Genomic DNA, 17,104 nt, shown 5'->3' with positions numbered 1-17,104 from the left:
CTAGGTAACTTTACTAGGTGATTTTCTTGAATAACGATTACTTACGCAGCAAAGTCGTTTTCTAATAAACGGCTATGAATAGACTGTACTACGTTATCTGACTCAGTTTGCTCTACTAAAAAGCACAGGTTGTGCTTACTAGCACCGTGACAAATTAATCGAATGTTAAAGTCTTTTAGTACACTCATTAAGTTCATTTCGTGTTGCCGTAATTGAATCTCAGAGCCAATAAGTGCCACCAATGTTAGGTTGTTTTCTACCGAAACATGGCAAAACTCTGCAAGCTTATCTAGGCATTCTTGATCAAGCTCTGGGCGCGAGGCGTTTTGCGCGTTATCAAGCGTTATAGCTACACTGATTTCTGATGTGGTTACCAAATCTACCGATATATTGTATTCACTTAATAGTGTAAATACGCGTGCTAAAAAGCCGCTTGCGAGTAGCATTTCTGGGCTTTTAAGCGTAAGCAATATTTGGTTTTTACGTTGCGTCACTGCGCGTATACCTGGTTGCTGCGATTTTTCACGCTCAATCCACGTACCGCCACGCTCAGGCTCTCGGCTAGAACCTACAAACACGTTAATGTGGCTACGGCTTGCTGGTAAAATAGTCGCTGGGTGCAATACTTTTGCGCCAAAGGTTGCCATTTCAGCGGCTTCGTCAAAACTTAAGCGTGCAATAGGCGTCGCTTTTGCGCACAAACGCGGGTCAGTGCTAAAAATGCCCACTACGTCGGTCCAAATATGCACACTTTTAGCGTTAATCGCTTCAGCTAGTAATGCAGCGCTATAGTCAGAACCACCACGTCCTAGCGTTGTGGTTTGACCATATTCGTCACTACCAATAAATCCCTGAGTTACAATTACTTGAGCGTCTAATAACGGAATTAAATGCTCTTTAGCAGCTTGCGCTGTGGCTGCAACATTGGGCGTTGCTTTACCAAATTGGCTGTCGGTTTTAAGCACCTTGCGCACATCAAAGCGATCGGCATTTAAACCTTGTAAACGCAGTACCTGAGCAAACAAATACGACGACAAACGCTCACCAAAGCTAAGTAGCTCGTCGTGTTGCTGATCGGTTGTTAGTGACTCTTGAGCCAATGTTTGAAATGCTTTTAGGGTTTCGTTAAAGCCAACCGCTAAATCGGCATCTAGCGATAACTCATCTAAAATAGTGTGTTGAATAGCAAGCACGCCATTTATGTGTTCTTGGCGCTCACTTGAGGTAATACTTGGTTTGCACAGTGCAACTAAGTGGTTAGTTACGCCGGCACTGGCGCTCACGGCAACAATACGTACGCTTTCATCTGCAACAATAATTTCGCTACAGCGACTCATCGCTTCAAAATTTGCAACACTTGTTCCGCCAAATTTGGCAACGATATAATCTGATTTTGCGCTTAACTCTGTTTGAGGCACTGTTTGTGGCGCTGATTGGGTAGTCATTTAGTCTCCTTTCGCGATATCCAAATCGCAATAAAACAAGAAGAACTTGGCAAAGGAATGCTTGAAGATAAGTCCACTGCCAGAAGCTCTCCACCTATATTGGTGACAGTTTTGAGGATTCAGCCCCATAAACCGAAAAACAATGACGACGTACCATTATTTTCCTCGGCGAGTACTTCCCTCCTTAATGATCATCGGCTTTCGTCGCCTAACATTAAGTACCTAAGTATCGCACCTCTTCTGAATGCTTTATTAACCAGTGGCTAATAAAACAAAACCCCACTAAGTAGCGGGGCTTTGAAAGTTATCGTTTAGACGTCTAGCTGTCAAGCATTTAATAATTTATGAGTTAAATAAAACTGCCCATGTAATACGAGCCCGCATATCCAACCGTGTAACAAATTAATAAATGCAGCGATAAGCGCAAGTAGCTCATAAAGGTAAGCGCTTTAACTTTACTCATGGCAATAATACCCGCAGCCGACCCAATGATAAGCATTGAACCGCCCACGCCCGTTGCATACGTAAACGACAACCAGTGCTGTTGGCTCATTACTATATCGGCTTTTAATAAAGCAGCAGTAAGCGGTACGTTATCGACCCCTGCTGATAATATGCCCATTAAGTAGTTTGCGTATTCTGGTGCCATTACCGTGTATAGATCGGTGAATTTACTTAGCATACCAATTTCTTTAAGCGCGCCTACAAGTAAAAGTACGCCTACAAAAAACAATAATGTGTCGTATTCTATATCGCGAACAAAATCGATTATGTCTTTGTTTATGTCTTTTTTACGCATTAAAAATTGCGCCACTAAAAACATGACCGATAAGCCAAACAAAAAGGTTAATAGAGGCGGTACGCTGTAAATTACACTCAGCGTAAGTGTGCTCACTACGGTAGATAAAAATATAACAGCAATGGTTATGTCGGTTTTTTCAATACGGGTTTTACCTGCACTAGCAAACTCAACACGCCCTTTCATACCGATAGACAGTAACGCAGCAAGCAGCATAACGCTTGCAAGTGCTGGCGCTATAAGGAGTAATAAATGAGCAATGGTTACTTTGCCATCTAAAAATATCATCAGTGTGGTTACGTCACCTGTTATTAGCGATACCCCACCTGAGTTAACCCCAAACACAATAAGCGTGGCGTATTTAATGAGCTTTTTAGGTTCAAGTTTTAACGACATAACAACCGCGAGCGATATAAGCGTAGCTGTTACGTTGTCTGAAATCGACGAAAACAAAAATGCAAAACCACCCACCAAAAACATGAGCTTTTTTTCGCTAATACTTTTTGGCATAACACGGTGCACAATATTTTCTATAAACCCCTTTGAATTTAAATACGCTACAAAGGTCATTGCAGCCATTAAAAATAGCCATAATGAGGCAATTTCTAAAATATTTTCATTTAAAAGATGTTGAATCGTATCGGGGCTTTGCCCGTGTAGAGGGTATATAAAAAGAAGAATCCAGCAAAGCGTACCAAAAAACAGCGTGGTTTTAGCTTTATTAACGTGGATTATATCTTCTATAACGATCAGTAAAAATGCAATCGCTATCAGGGTTAGAATAATCGAGGAAACCATGGTAGTTAAACAACCTTTGATATAGTTTTAAAGAACACACAAATAACATTCCATTTCATGTGCCTATTTTCGGCGCGAATTTTAGCACTGCCTCTATGCAAAAACTATTATTAAATGGTCTTAAAAACGAATACTATATACAGACAAGGTTAATTAAAAATACGTAATAATGAGTCTTCTAAAAGAACTCAATAATAAAATACTAGGATGTTGTAACCTCTTATGATCCCAGCTAAAAAGCTGCTAAACACTATAACCGAACATTGGGGTGTATTAGAGCTATTATTTAAACGTTTTAAAATGGCTGACTTTAGCCTAAAAGACGTACAAAACGCGATTAAGCAAAAGCAGCCTACGTGGTCAAACGAACGCATTTATAAAGAAACAAATCGTTTGTTAAACCAAGATATTTTAATTCCACTGGCTAAATCTTCTCAGCTTGAAATAAATCGTGCCATTGCCGATTTTGCTACTTTTTTACTGCAAGAAGAGCATTTAGGCTTAGCGCAAGAAATTAGCGTATTAGTCGACGACCTAGCTCGTTTAGGTAACCGCCTAGATAACGCTGGCGAAATAGAAGACTTTGACGATTTACGCCGCTACAGCCGCATTATGGATGATCGGGTGCGTAAAATAATGAAGCTATACGCACACAACGAAAACGCAATTTTAAATATTGTTGAACAAGCTAAATCTAATAATGCGGTGCAATCGCTGCAAAAGCGTTATAAAGCGGTAATAGAAGCGTTTGACGAATACATAGAGCCAATGCTTGAAATGGTTGATATTCGCGGTGAATTTCATGCATGTTTTACCCTCATTGAAGAGCAAATAAGTAAGCAAATACTGCACATTGAGCGCTCAGGTAAAGCGTATACCGACAAACGCATGCTGGAGCAATTACGTACCCGTATACTCGAAATGCATTTAGTGGGTCGAGAAAGCTTACGTAAAAGTGCCGACATGCTTATGCCGCTGCGCGAAGAGTTACGCCGTAATAACTTAATTACTCGCCAAGCAGCCAAAGTACTTGGGCTTGTGCGCAAAAATGGCGTAGACAACATGCTAAGTGCTGTACAGCCACACTTTGTGAGCGACGCACAGCGATATTCGCTTGGTCAGCAACGCCATATTGTGGCTTACATGGCAAGCTTGGTTGAATTTGAACACGAAGAATACCAATTGCCAGATCAACAAGACGTGCCTGCATTTGTTACGCCTAATATTCCTGACTACAACGATGTTAAAACCAGCTTTGCTAAGCGCTTTAATAAAAAACGCAAAAAGCCGCAGCCCTTGCTGCAATTTTTAGACGAAAGCTACCCAAATCTCGATGCCGACGAAATGCTATTTTTGTATCAAAAATTAGTCAGCGACAGCGATATTAAAATAATTCAAAGCGATGAAAAAGCCCGCGTAAAAATTGCCGGTCAGCACTTTTCTTTATATCCATTTAATTCAGAGCCTCAGCCAGATTCAAAGGCAGGTAAATAAACCATGACACACATAAACTTAGACGAGCTAACCCACCTACAAGCCATTAATAAAAAATTAGTAGCGGGTTATCACATTTGCGAGCAAGACAACGTAATGTGGCAAGAGCTTGACCAACACATAGAAGACTACACCGCCCTATTTACCGCTTTAGGTAACGATTTAAAACGCGACAGCCGTGGCTTTTATTATTTTGGTAGCGACGAAAGCACACCCAATATGGGCAAAATATCTCGCGCTATCGCGCTCACTATTTACATTTTAATTGAGCACTACGCCAATACGGGTAAAGACCCAATGCGCGCATTGTTTGACGACGTAAACGATTTAGAGCTTATGCAAACGCTGGTGCAAATTAACAAACATTTGTTTGATCAGCTTGAGATATTTTCGGGATCGGACCTGCGTAAAGACGTTTACCTGCGCATGGTGCGCTTAGGTTTAGCCCGTGAAGTAGAAGGCGGCTTTATGCTACAAGCGCCAATTCACCGCTACATAGATGCACTCATGGAAGTAAACGAAGAAACCTACATTACAGAGGACGAGGAATGAAAAATCTATACGGACTAAGTAAACTCGCCCTACTTAACACCGCAGGCTATGCAAAATGTGTAATCCCGCTTGATAAAAGCAGCTCTATTTGCGCGCCAAATAACACAGGTAAAAGCTCGGTTATTAACGCCCTGCAGTTTCCACTTATTAACGATTTACGCTTAACAGAATGGGACGGACACGATTTAGATGAAACCCGTAAGTTTTATTTTTCATCCGATCAGTCGTACATTTTACTAGAAGCTAACTTGCCTCATGGCTCGGTAGTAATAGGCGTTGCGGGACTTGGTAAAATTGCCGGTTACGCGCATCAGTACTTTTGTTATCAAGGAAAGCTTGATTTAGAGCAGTACACGCAAGGTAAAACTATTATTAAATTTACCAAGCTGTTCAACCATTTAAAATCGCTTAATTACAATCCTATTGAGCTTAAAGCACAAGAGCTCAACGCGCTACTTACTGGCGGCGCAACGCCTTTTGACGGCGACATTAACCTAAAAATGATCCCGCTTAATAATGTGCAAGACTCTTCTATTTATAAAGAAATATTTAGACGTATTCTTAACTTACACAAATTAGGCGCAAGCGACGTAAAACGCTTTATGCTACGCGTGTTTGAACGCCATATGTCGAACTCTAAGGTCGACTTTTATGAAGTATGGCGTCGCTCGTTTGATAAAGTAAACCGCTCAAAACGCGAACTAAAAGCCCTTGAGTCAATGCAAGAGCCAATAGCCGCGCTTGAATCAATGCTTGAAAACCAAACCGTGCTTAAAGGTAAATTAGCCGCGTATGCGCCTAAAATTGACCAAGCACTGATTGATTTTGATACCTATCAAGAATCGCAACTTAATGAGCTGGGTATAGCGCTTGAAGATATAGAGCACGAAAAACACGAGTTTGAGCAAAAGCAAAGCCTATACGTACAGCAATCGCGTGATATAGAGCGCCGACAAACTCAAATTGAGCAGTGGTTTTTAGATTACGATGCGCTTAAAAGCGAGTTTGAACTGGTAAATAAAGCCACGCTCAAAACCAGCCTGACTCAGTTAAAGCAAGATTACGAGTCGCTTTCACACTCTATAACCAGCGCACAAGGGCAAAGCCTACATACGCTTGACTACCGCATTAGCGAAACACAAAAACAAATTAAGAGCTTAAAGCTGCAACTTAAAAACCTTGAGTTTAATTTGTTTACCCGCATGCGCGAAGACCTCTCGTTAAAAGAAGTAGAAGAAATATCGCGGATTTTAAACCCAGATATTCTCTCGTTTGCAACCACCACTAATGGCGATATAACCATTGATGACGAAGATGCGTTTGGTGAATTTTTATCGCTACTTAGCGAAAACGTTAAAGGCGGTGTACTAACGCTGCCAGGTGCAAGCATTAAGCTTAAAAAGCTCTCGCCTGTGCAAATGCAAAGCGGCGAAAACAAAGAGCAATTAACCGCTCAGCTCAGTGCACTTGAGCATTCACTTAAAGAGTTTAAGCAACAGCGCGATGTTGCTGCAAACGTTGCCGACAAGCAAAAAGAAAAAGACGCGTTATACGATGAGCTTATGAGCGCAGAGAGCGCCCTAAAACGCTTAGAGCAGTTTGATATAATGCAGCAGTCGGTTGAAGCGCAAGCCATGCTAAAAGAGCAGTTATTAGCTGAGCGCGAACAAGTTGACGACTACCTGCAAGACATTCAAAAAAATAGTGGCTCAATTGCCGATCGTCGCTCGTTAATTAAATCAAAACAAGAGCAAATTAATCGCCAAACTGAGCGTCTGCGCCAAGTTAAAAGCGAGCGAATTGACCACATGCTTGATTTATACAGCGGCAAAGTAACCCCGTACATGATTGATATAACAGTCGACTTTGATAACTTAAGCGACCTAGTACATCACTTTAATAAAGACTGCCAAGAGCTGCGTAATTTTGACATAAACGTACGCAACACCTATTTGCATGTATATAACGCGGGTATTACTAAATTCGACAACGAAAACGACGAATATACTAAATACCAAAAGCTAATAAGCGCCTTTTATAATATTGATAACGAACGCGATGCGGTTGAACGCCAAGCACGCGTTGCGCTTACCGAAGTGGCTGCGACCATTAAAGGCTTACGAGAAGATTTAGACCGACTTCGCCGCGAAATGAACAGCTTTAATAAAGGCATAAGCCAGCACCGCATTTCAAATCTGCAAGCGTTTAAAATTAACGTAATACCGCGCAAAATGCTGGTTGATAGTATAGATACCATTATCAGCACGTCGCATCAGTTTGAGCAAGGTGACACGCTTGATTTACTTAGCCAAGAACCGTACAGCGAAAATGCGGTAAACGAAGCGAAAGATCACTTAATTAAACTCGCCTCAGATAAAGCGGGCTTAACACTTACCGATTTATTTGATATTCGATTTGAAGTGGTTAACCGCGCAGGTGAAACAGAGCACTTTGAAAAAATAGATTCGGCGGGTTCAAACGGCACACGTATTACGATTAAGTTATTGTGTGGCATGTTGTTTATTCGTTACTTATTGAGTGACCAGGAACAAAACCTATACCGTATACCTATTTATATAGATGAAGCGGCCGACATTGACCCACAAAATCAAAAAGCAATTATAGAAACCGCACTAAGCTTTGGTTTTGTGCCTATATTTGCTTCAGTTAAGCCACAAATAAGTTGTGACTACATTGTGCCTATTCGCTCGGTAAAAGACGGTGCACAAAACTGGGTAGATGAAAAAGATTGGATTGAAGTTGAACACAATTAATTGGCCGTTAAGGCAAACCAACTAAACTAAAATATAGGACGTTTAAATAATACACATTTAAACTATGTGTGTTATTTTAAATTAATGCATTTTATTGGAGCAAACGTAATGAAAAATATACTTATTGTTGCAGCGCTAGCACTTCTTACAGCCTGTACACAAACCCCAGATTGGGATTACGATAAATCAGCTAACTTTAGTAATTTTAAAACATTTGCTTGGGTAGAAAACGCCAGCCTAACTAAAGACACAAATAACTATCAAATTAATGGCCTGATGGAAAAGCGTGTTCGCACTGCCGTTAACGCAGAGCTGAGCCAAACATTAGGTATGAGCTTAGTTGATGCAGCGCAAGCTGATGTACTTGTTAACTATCATGCATCGGTAGACAAAGAGCTTGAAGTAGACAACTTCAATATAAACTACCGCCCGCATTGGGGTTATTGGGGTACTGGTTTTCAACGCGATACAACTGCGCGTGAATACGAAGTGGGTACACTGATTATTGATATTGTAGATCGTGAATCTAACCAGCTAGTATGGCGCGGCGCAAAAGAAGGTCGATTAAAGAAAAATCAATCGCCAGAAAAGCGTGAAGCATCAATTAACAAAACAGTGAGCGAAATTTTAAGTAACTTCCCGCCACAAAAGCAGCAGTAAGTTAAAATTAGCTATAAGTAAGTTTTAAAAGAGCTCACAGTACGTGAGCTTTTTTGTGGGTGTGTATTTTTGGAACTTTTAAAATAAAGTAATTACGAGCTACGCCCGTCACGTCAGCAAGCTGCACGTCTACAAAATAAACACCGGATTAAACTTTACCTGTAGGCGCTAAGCTTGCTTGCGCGAGAAGCGATAGCTTCTAATCACTTACCTTTACCTAACGCTATATTCAACCTTAAATTACGAGCTGGACTCGTCACGTCAGCAAGCTGCACGTATGCAAAAAACACCGCGTCAAACTTTACCCGTAGGCGCTAAGCTTGCTTGCGCGAGAAGCGATAGCTTCTAATTACTTATCTTTATGCGCTTACCCTACTCTAAGTTACGATTTATACTTATGCAGTAACTCAAGCGGTATATGACAGTAATCATCAGGGTGATTAGTTAAGCGGTCTTGATGCTCAGGATCGCTTGGCACGTAGTTAGTTAGCAGCTCGACCCCTACTACAATTTTATTGGCATCACTTCGCTGGCTTATATAATTGCTAGCGACCTTTAAATGATCTTGGCTTTTGCTATAAATGGCAGTGCGATATTTAGGGCCTACGTCATCCCCTTGTTTGTTAACGCTATACGGATCAATAATCTCAAAAAAGAAGCCAAACAGCTCGTTTAAGCTAACCTCTTTTGTACTAAATATTACTTTTACACACTCAGCATAACCGTCGTATTCGCCTTGTGTATTATCGTTTTTTCCATTAGCCCGCCCTGCTTCAGTACTTATTACACCAGGTAAGTGCTTTAAAAACTCTTGCACGCCCCACAGGCAGCCACCTGCAAAGTAAATAGTATCTTGCTGTTTTATATTCATAATAAATGTGACCAAGTTTGTTAGATGCATTAACTTTACAAATGATAATCAAATGCAGTTTTTAATGAATTAATGTACAATCGCGCCAAAATCGCAGTTGTTTAATTGAATTATTTTATCACGCCTTAAAAGTGTGTTCTGAATTTAATTGTTACCGTAATTGCATATAAAAAATGAGACACACAACATGAAATGGTCACCGCACTTTATACTCCCTGCACTGCTATGCAGCGCGAGCAGTTTTGCCTACGGCGAAGCTGTAACTGATAAAACTGAGGCATCACCGGCAATCGAAAAAATAACGGTTGAGGCATCGCCCACGGCAAACACATTACCTGTAGGTACATTTGACTCTCCGGTATCTAATTTAGAGTATGACCCACGTGTTGATTTACAATCACGTAATATGGCTGAAGCGCAAGCCGATGTAACTATACGCGGTGGTATTTTTGAAAATACCGGCTTTAGAGTTGGTAGTGCTACTTTACTTGACCCACAGTCTGGTCATTACTTTGCTGAAATTCCTATTGCACCGCAAATGCTTACCGGCCCTTATATTTTAACTGGCGCAGACAATGCGCTTAACGGTGCTAATAGCTCTGTAGGCACTGTATCGTTTGGCTGGAAACCAATTAGCACGGGCGGCAGTGTATCGGTAGGTACTGGCACAAACGATTTTAACTTACAAAGCTTACATGCAGGTGTAAGTATGCCCCTAGAAGGCGCAAAGGATTGGAAGCTTGGTTTTGAAGGCGAGATTTCTCACTCACAAAGCGATGGCACTATTGATAACGGCGATCACGACTTTACGCGTGCATCGGGTCGCGTTCAATTAGCTGGCGCTGATTCTCAAACAGATTTGTTTTTTGGCTCACAAGATAAGTTTTTTGGTTGGCCAAATTTGTACACTCCATTTGGCGTTAACGAAACAGAAGAGCTAGAAACCCGCTTATTAATGCTAAACCATAAGCAAAATTATGCGCAGGATAGTAACTTTGAAGTGTCGGCTTATTACCGCACACACGACGATCATTATATTTACTCTCGCGAAAATCCAAGCGCTTTTGAAGCTTTTCACAAAAGTGAAGTTAAGTCGTTAGCGCTATCGGGGCATCATGCTCAAAGCGATGTATTTGCTGTAAATTATTCAGCACAGTTTATTGACGACTCAATTGAATCTACCACGCTTGAAAACAACTTTACCTCACGTAAGTATTATAAATTAAGCGTATTGCCTGAATACAAAATGGCGCTTGAGGATAATAAACAACTTACATTTCGTTTAGGCGCTGCGTTTGACGATACAAACAGAGACGACTCTGAACTGTCACTTATTGGTGATATAACGCTTAATACACAAAACAGCAAAGGTTTTGAGCGCACGTTTTATTTATCGTACGCAGAGGCGAGCCAAGTGGCAGGCTATACCGCCATTGGCGGAAGTGATTCAGGCGGGTTATTTAGAAGTAATTACACCCTTGAGCGCGAAACGACTAAAAGCCTAGAGCTAGGTTTATTAGTTGATGAGCAAACTTGGCAACTTAATTCGGCTATTTTTTATCGCAAAGATGACAACTTAACCGATTGGACGTTTAATTTTGATTCAAGCTCTGCACGCTTTGCAAACCCTGTAGATATAAATACGACGGGCATTGAGTTCTTAGCAACTAAACACTTTGAAACAACCGAAATTGTAGCGAGTTACACCTACCTTCATAAATCAGAAAATTACGGTGCGGCAGATATTGACGCTAGTTTTTACGCATTAAACTTCCCTGATCACCGCCTAACACTCGGCGCAGTGTGGAATCCTACTGATATATTGCAGTTTAGAATAGATAACGAGTGGCGCAAACAGCACGAAAATGCGCTGCGCGGTAGTGACGACGATGCTTTATTTACCCATTTAACGTTAAAAATTACGCCGCCAATGCTAAAAAACTTATTTATTACTTTAGCAGCAGATAACTTATGGGGTGAATCATTTGAAGAGATACCTGGTACACCAGGGCGAGGTGAGCAATATACGTTAAGCGCAACGTATAGTTGGTAGAATTGAGCTATCACATTCAAAGACCTGTTTATTTAAAACAGGTCTTTGAATAAATATTTAGCAAAGAATAAACGGCCTACTAAATATTAAGAGCTTTGATTACTCAGCTTATATTGAACCAGAACGACATTGTCTTTTTCTTAGCTCATTATCAATTTGTAAAGGGCGACTAAGCTCATCTGTAAGAACCTGCGAAACAACCGTACCGGTTTCAACTTCTTGTATCCAGATTGATATTTTATCCCCTTCCCTTTTTCTATTTAGCATGTAGCTTTTATCAGAATCTAAATTAACGTTAAAATTAACAAAAGCTTCTTTTTGACTATTTAAAACATCAGGGTTTGAAACACTCGCCTTTACCCATAAATCATGCTCACCACTGATATACTGCTTTGGTTCAGCCCATTGTGTAGGTTTTTTGTTAAAGCACATCAAGTGGACATATTCTAGATCTACTCCCTGCTCTCTTTTAAAGTTTTCGAGTCTAAAGTGGTCTTCTTTAATATCGGTTTTAATGGGTAAGTTTGAACAACCTAATAAAGTCACACCTAATGTAAATGCTGTAAGTAAATTTTTCATTTTTCTTTCCTTTTAAAAATTAAGATTGAACGAAATCACCTATAAATGAGATTTATAAAAAGTATCTTACAATTTCCTATATTAGCAACAAAGTTAAATATGTCTAATATTTCGCCATTAAATAAATTAACGACTGCTTTTAATAACCTTGTGAAGATTTTTATTAATAATATATTGTAAATAGATGTGTATTAAAAACGAGGATTAAGTTAGCTCTTCAAGCTCTGTAATAAGCGCTAAAGCTTGTGCATTTGTTGACCCGCACACATCAAATGTGGCGCTAAAATCACTACATACTTTAGGTCGGCTTGAATCACCAAATAACTTACATAAATTACGTTCGTCCAGCTGAATACAGCGCTCTCCGGCCTTTTTACCATTTGGCATACCTGGTATAGGCGAACTAATACTTGGCGCAATACAACATGCGCCGCAGCCTAGCCTGCAACTCATCGATTCGGTTTTCATAATATCCTCTGAATAAAACACACTTACTTTAATTCCTTTTTAGGAACGTAATTAGCCGCATGTTCAGTTGTAATGTACATATGTAATGCTTTGTTACATCTTAAAACGCCTTGTAAACACTTTATTGCGTATTATTGCTCTGTCACCACCAATTATGAAGGAATGCCTTGTGGCTACTACAAAACAAATAATACTCCCAATTGCTGTTTTAGCAGGCGGTATTGCTTTAGCTTTCGCCTTTATGGCAATGAAAAAACCACCCGAAGAAAAGCCAGAGCAAGATTTACGCCCTTTAGTTGCAACACAAAGCATACTTTTAGATTCTATAACGCTTGATGTTAAATCGTACGGCATTGTTAAACCAAAGGACCGTACCGAGCTGATAGCACAAGTTAGTGGGCAAGTTATTTCGGTATCAGATCAATTTGTTGAAGGCGCGTTTGTAAAGCAAGGCGATATTTTAGCACGAATTGATGCAAATGATTACGAGGCAGACTTTATTGAAGCGCAAGCAGGTTTAGCACAAGCAAGCTCAGCACTTGAAATAGAACGCGCACAAGCACATGTAGCAAAAGCTGAATGGGAGCGTATTAAATCGGACTCAAGCGAAGCTATTGCCTCAGAACTTTATTTACGTAAACCACAACTGGCCGAAAAATTAGCGCGTTACCGCTCTGCTCAAGCAAGTGTTAAACGTGCTAGCCGTAATCTTGAACGTACTTATATTAAAGCCCCATACGATGCCATTATTAATGAACGCACAATTAGCTTGGGTTCAGTAGTAAACCCAGGTAATAGTTTTGGTGCATTGAGTGCAACCTCAGTTGCAGAGGTACGTTTACCCGTTGCCGACCAAGAACTACAATATTTAAAAAATGGCGGCGTAGGCTCAAATGTTACATTTAACGCAGAATACGCGGGTAAGCAAACAATGTGGCAAGCCAAAGTAATTCGCACCGAAGGTGTGGTTGATCAAACAAGCCGTATGAGCTACTTGGTTGCACAACTTGCAACACCTTATGGCGATAAAACACGCCCTCTTCGTTTTGGTTCATACATTAACGCTACCATTGAAGGTCGCCCGCTTGATAACGCAATTATTGTTGCGCATCATTTAGTTAAAGATAATAAAATTGTAATTTTAAATGACGATTTAACATTATCGTTTAAAACTCTCAATATTATACGCGAACAAAACGGCATGATTATAGCCAGCCAAGGGCTAAAAAATGGCGAGCAAATTGTTACCTCAGCGCTTGAGTATCCAACTGAAGGTATGGCAGTAAAAGTTGAAGATATTGCGCCTGATAAAACTGATGTAACTCAACTTGCGCTGAAAGAGGAATAATCATGAACACTCGTGAAACAGGGTTAATAGCATGGTTTGCCCGAAATCCCGTTGCTGCCAACCTACTAATGATATTTATATTAGTGGGCGGTATTTTAATGGCGATGACCATTCGCAAACAAATGTTCCCACAGTTTGAAAGCAACTGGATAAGCGTACAAGCAGTTTACCCAGGTGCAGCCCCGCAAGAGGTTGAAGAAGGCATAACCATAAAAGTTGAAGAAAACCTCGAAGGTATTGAAGGCATTAAACGCCTAATTACTTACTCTAACCGTGGTTTTTCACAAGCGTGGATTGAAATAGAAGAACAATACAATCCACAAGAAGTACTTGATGAAATTAAAGTACAAGTTGATTCAATAAATACCTTTCCTGCGGGAATGGAGCGCCCTGTTGTTCGCCGCGATAAGTTTGAGCAAGAGGTAATGATACTCGCGCTTTATGGCGACATGAGTAACTACCAGTTAAAAGAGCTTGGCAACGATATAAAAGACGAGTTACAAGCACTGCCTCACGTTAACCTTGTTAATTTTAACGGCGGTTTAGAGTACGAAATTGGTATAGAAGTTAGCCCCGATAAACTGCGCGAATATGGCTTAACATTTAGAGATATTGCAGGCGCTGTACAAAACTTTTCGGCCAATATGTCGGCGGGGCAAATACGATCTGAAAACGGTTATATTTCGATGCGTGTTGAAAAACAAGCCTACCGTGGTTTTGAGTTTGAAAAACTCCCCCTTATTACCCTTGCTGATGGCGCACAAATTTATTTAGGCGATGTTGCAACTATTAATGATGGCTTTGAAGAAGGTCTGCAGTATTCAAAATACAATGGTAAAAATTCACTCTCGTTTGAAGTTAACGCATCAAAAGATCAAGACATTACCGATGTAGCAAAAGTACTTAAAAGCTACATGGCAGCTAAAGAGCCGCTTTTACCTGCAGGTGTTAAGCTATCTCCTATTGTTGATTTAACTTACTACCTTGAAGGTCGACTTGATATGATGGTCGATAACATGATTTGGGGTGGCTTGTTAGTAATGATAGTGCTGGCACTATTTTTACCGTTACGCTTGGCATTTTGGGTAATGATGGGCTTACCGGTGTCTTTTCTAGGTGCCTTTTTGTTTATGCCCATTGGCTTTTTAGACGTAACAATTAACCTAGCCTCTCTTTTTGCCTTTATACTTGTGCTCGGGATTGTTGTTGATGACGCCATTGTTGTGGGCGAGTCAGCCAGTGCCGAAATAGAAAAATACGGCCATACACTTGATAACGTAGTACGCGGCGTAAAACGTGTTGCGATGCCAGCAACCTTTGGTGTACTAACAACTATTGCGGCATTTTTACCACAAACACTCGCAACCGGCCCTGGTGCTGCTTTTTCTAAGGCCATTGGTGGCGTTATTATTTTATGTTTGATTTTTTCACTCATTGAATCAAAACTTATTTTACCTGCGCACATTGCAGCAATGAACCCGCGTAAACCAAATCCTAAAAATCCATTACATCGCTTACGTATGGTGATTGATAGTGGTTTAAAAGGCTTTGTGAATAACTACTACCTTCCTTTTGTTAGCCGCTGTATTCACTACCGCTATACCGTAATTGTTGGCTTTATGTGTTTGCTTATTGTAAGCGCAGGTATGTTTGCAGGTGGTTTAGTTAAGTTTGTACCAAACCCTAAAATACCGCACGACTTTCCCCGTATTGATATAGAGATGAACCTTGCTTCATCTGAGCAAGCAACGCTTGAAACCGCACGTAAAATAGAAAGCGTGTTGTTAAAGGTCGATCAGCAACTACAAGAGCAATACGGTAAACCGATGATCCGCGATTTATCGGTAAGCCTGCGCGGACGAACGCAAGCAAATATTATGGCCATTTTGGTAGAGCCTGATTTACGCCCTATCGATACCTTTGCCCTAAGTGCGTTATGGCGCGAGCAAATGCCCGCTCTACCTGGCATTAAAACCATGACTATTCAAGACAGCATAATGAATGGCGGTCGAGATGATGGCGACGTTAGCTTTAAACTTGAAGGCAAAAATGCTGACGAGCTAAAAGAAGTGGCAGGTAAATTAAAAGCCAAATTACAAACAATGGAAGGCGTTGGCGACGTAAACGATTCAATGCAAAGCGCTACCGACGAAGTGCAACTTGATTTAAAACCACTCGCTTACAGCATGGGTTTAACGCTTGCTGATGTCGCATCGCAAGTTAGCTTTAGTTACTACGGCTTAGAAGCGCAGCGAATATTGCGTGAAGGCGAAGAAATTAAAGTCATGATCCGCTATCCAGAAGACGAACGTAACTCAATAAGTGACATAGCAAGTGTGCGTATTATTACACCTACTGGCGCTGAAGTACCGCTAAGTGAAATAGCCGAAGTTAAGCTGGTTGACGGTGTAAACCGTATTCGTCGCGAAAACTCTAAACGTACAGTTAACGTTTGGGCTGCGGTAAATACCGACCAAGCCGAACCATTTGCGATTGCCGAGGAAATTCGCGATGAATACTTACCATCATTACTTAAAAGCTACCCTGGTGTTACAAGTGATGTAGCTGGCCGTATTCAAGAAGAGATGGATAGCGCTTCAGAGCAGCTTCGTGACTTTGGTATATCGATGATGATTATATTTGCCTTGTTAGCGATTCCACTTCGCTCTTACTCGCAGCCACTTATTATAATGTCGGTTATTCCGTTTGGTGTAGTGGGCGCTATGTTTGGCCATATGATTTTAGGTATGACCATGAGTAGCTTATCGATGTTTGGCATTATTGCTGTAGCGGGTGTGGTCGTAAATGATTCCCTCGTTATGGTTGATTTTGTAAACAAAGCCCGCGCTGAAGGTGTTTCGATTAAGGATGCTGTAATGCAAGCCGGTGCTCGTCGCTTTAGAGCAATATTACTCACCTCAATCACTACCTTTATTGGTGTAATGCCAATTATTTTTGAAACGAGTTTACAAGCTAAAATTGTTATCCCGATGGCTGTATCACTTGCTTTTGGTGTGTTATTTGCCACAGTAATTACACTGATACTTATACCGTGCCAGTATGTTGCACTAGAAGATGCTAAACGATTAGTACGTAAAATGCGTGGCAAGCCACCACTAGTAGATGCCCAACCAGCGCCTACTCACAGCTAAATTAAGTAACATCCCAACCAAAAAAGCTCGGCATATTATGCCGAGCTTTTTATTTTTAGCTTAAAAATGATATTCACCTATTTGCTAACATTACTTCTATTACTTATTTTT

General features: G+C 40.7%; 12 protein-coding genes and 1 riboswitch. Of the genes, 7 read left to right on the top strand and 5 right to left on the bottom strand.

Annotated elements, in window-relative coordinates; genetic code table 11:
- Positions 1-41: 41 nt before the first annotated feature.
- Both lysC and nhaD read right to left on the bottom strand, forming a co-directional pair.
- Positions 42-1,445, bottom strand: a complete 1,404-nt coding sequence (lysC, locus tag I6F42_RS02770) for a lysine-sensitive aspartokinase 3 (protein WP_024592661.1) — start codon at positions 1,443-1,445, stop codon at positions 42-44.
- A 75-nt stretch (positions 1,446-1,520) separates the two neighbouring features.
- Positions 1,521-1,693, bottom strand: a riboswitch (Lysine riboswitch).
- Between the two features lie 101 nt (positions 1,694-1,794).
- Positions 1,795-3,042: a sodium:proton antiporter NhaD gene (gene nhaD, locus I6F42_RS02765; RefSeq protein ID WP_033028739.1), complete on the bottom strand. Its 1,248-nt coding sequence runs from the start codon at positions 3,040-3,042 to the stop codon at positions 1,795-1,797.
- Positions 3,043-3,264: 222 nt separating this feature from the next.
- Here nhaD and I6F42_RS02760 point away from each other — a divergent pair, with 222 nt between their 5' ends.
- From I6F42_RS02760 to I6F42_RS02745, 4 genes are all read left to right on the top strand, one after another.
- Positions 3,265-4,536, top strand: a complete 1,272-nt coding sequence (locus tag I6F42_RS02760) for a hypothetical protein (protein WP_197150796.1) — start codon at positions 3,265-3,267, stop codon at positions 4,534-4,536.
- Between the two features lie 3 nt (positions 4,537-4,539).
- A complete protein-coding gene (locus I6F42_RS02755; protein ID WP_010553432.1) occupies positions 4,540-5,088 on the top strand; it encodes a hypothetical protein in 549 nt (182 codons plus the stop codon).
- The gene (locus I6F42_RS02750; protein WP_197150795.1) at positions 5,085-7,862 is read left to right on the top strand and encodes an ATPase; all 2,778 of its coding nucleotides are present in this window, start codon (positions 5,085-5,087) and stop codon (positions 7,860-7,862) included. Before I6F42_RS02755 ends, I6F42_RS02750 begins: the two co-directional genes overlap by 4 nt.
- A gap of 108 nt (positions 7,863-7,970) precedes the next feature.
- Positions 7,971-8,522, top strand: coding sequence for a DUF4136 domain-containing protein (locus tag I6F42_RS02745; protein WP_007581899.1), 552 nt, complete (start codon positions 7,971-7,973; stop codon positions 8,520-8,522).
- A gap of 382 nt (positions 8,523-8,904) precedes the next feature.
- Here I6F42_RS02745 and I6F42_RS02740 read toward each other — a convergent pair whose 3' ends face one another.
- Positions 8,905-9,393 carry a peptide-methionine (S)-S-oxide reductase gene (locus I6F42_RS02740; RefSeq protein WP_197150794.1) on the bottom strand — a complete coding sequence of 163 codons (489 nt, stop codon included), beginning with the start codon at positions 9,391-9,393 and terminating at the stop codon, positions 8,905-8,907.
- A gap of 187 nt (positions 9,394-9,580) precedes the next feature.
- Here I6F42_RS02740 and I6F42_RS02735 point away from each other — a divergent pair, with 187 nt between their 5' ends.
- The gene (locus tag I6F42_RS02735) at positions 9,581-11,446 is read left to right on the top strand and encodes a TonB-dependent siderophore receptor (RefSeq protein ID WP_197150793.1); all 1,866 of its coding nucleotides are present in this window, start codon (positions 9,581-9,583) and stop codon (positions 11,444-11,446) included.
- Between the two features lie 108 nt (positions 11,447-11,554).
- On the opposite strand, the gene I6F42_RS02730 is transcribed toward I6F42_RS02735, so the two are convergent.
- Positions 11,555-12,025 carry a hypothetical protein gene (locus tag I6F42_RS02730; protein ID WP_007581896.1) on the bottom strand — a complete coding sequence of 157 codons (471 nt, stop codon included), beginning with the start codon at positions 12,023-12,025 and terminating at the stop codon, positions 11,555-11,557.
- 204 nt (positions 12,026-12,229) lie between these two features.
- Positions 12,230-12,493, bottom strand: a complete 264-nt coding sequence (locus I6F42_RS02725) for a YkgJ family cysteine cluster protein (RefSeq protein WP_024612699.1) — start codon at positions 12,491-12,493, stop codon at positions 12,230-12,232.
- 169 nt (positions 12,494-12,662) lie between these two features.
- Between I6F42_RS02725 and I6F42_RS02720 the strand changes: the two genes are divergently transcribed.
- Positions 12,663-13,841: an efflux RND transporter periplasmic adaptor subunit gene (locus I6F42_RS02720; RefSeq protein ID WP_007581894.1), complete on the top strand. Its 1,179-nt coding sequence runs from the start codon at positions 12,663-12,665 to the stop codon at positions 13,839-13,841.
- A 2-nt stretch (positions 13,842-13,843) separates the two neighbouring features.
- A complete protein-coding gene (locus tag I6F42_RS02715; RefSeq protein ID WP_197150792.1) occupies positions 13,844-16,993 on the top strand; it encodes an efflux RND transporter permease subunit in 3,150 nt (1,049 codons plus the stop codon).
- The last annotated feature ends 111 nt before the right edge of the window (positions 16,994-17,104 follow it).

Source organism: Pseudoalteromonas sp. SWYJZ12 (genome assembly GCF_015864395.1).
Taxonomy (GTDB): Bacteria; Pseudomonadota; Gammaproteobacteria; order Enterobacterales; family Alteromonadaceae; genus Pseudoalteromonas; species Pseudoalteromonas arctica.
Note: the sequence above shows the minus strand (reverse complement) of the source record. Positions and strands in the feature narration are given on the sequence as shown.

Bases quoted from the DNA above. Each gene is read 5' to 3' on its own strand.
- lysC (WP_024592661.1), bottom strand. From the start codon at position 1,445: ATGACTACCCAATCAGCGCCACAAACAGTGCCTCAAACAGAGTTAAGC.
- nhaD (WP_033028739.1), bottom strand. From the start codon at position 3,042: ATGGTTTCCTCGATTATTCTAACCCTGATAGCGATTGCATTTTTACTG.
- I6F42_RS02760 (WP_197150796.1), top strand. From the start codon at position 3,265: ATGATCCCAGCTAAAAAGCTGCTAAACACTATAACCGAACATTGGGGT.
- I6F42_RS02755 (WP_010553432.1), top strand. From the start codon at position 4,540: ATGACACACATAAACTTAGACGAGCTAACCCACCTACAAGCCATTAAT.
- I6F42_RS02750 (WP_197150795.1), top strand. From the start codon at position 5,085: ATGAAAAATCTATACGGACTAAGTAAACTCGCCCTACTTAACACCGCA.
- I6F42_RS02745 (WP_007581899.1), top strand. From the start codon at position 7,971: ATGAAAAATATACTTATTGTTGCAGCGCTAGCACTTCTTACAGCCTGT.
- I6F42_RS02740 (WP_197150794.1), bottom strand. From the start codon at position 9,393: ATGAATATAAAACAGCAAGATACTATTTACTTTGCAGGTGGCTGCCTG.
- I6F42_RS02735 (WP_197150793.1), top strand. From the start codon at position 9,581: ATGAAATGGTCACCGCACTTTATACTCCCTGCACTGCTATGCAGCGCG.
- I6F42_RS02730 (WP_007581896.1), bottom strand. From the start codon at position 12,025: ATGAAAAATTTACTTACAGCATTTACATTAGGTGTGACTTTATTAGGT.
- I6F42_RS02725 (WP_024612699.1), bottom strand. From the start codon at position 12,493: ATGAAAACCGAATCGATGAGTTGCAGGCTAGGCTGCGGCGCATGTTGT.
- I6F42_RS02715 (WP_197150792.1), top strand. From the start codon at position 13,844: ATGAACACTCGTGAAACAGGGTTAATAGCATGGTTTGCCCGAAATCCC.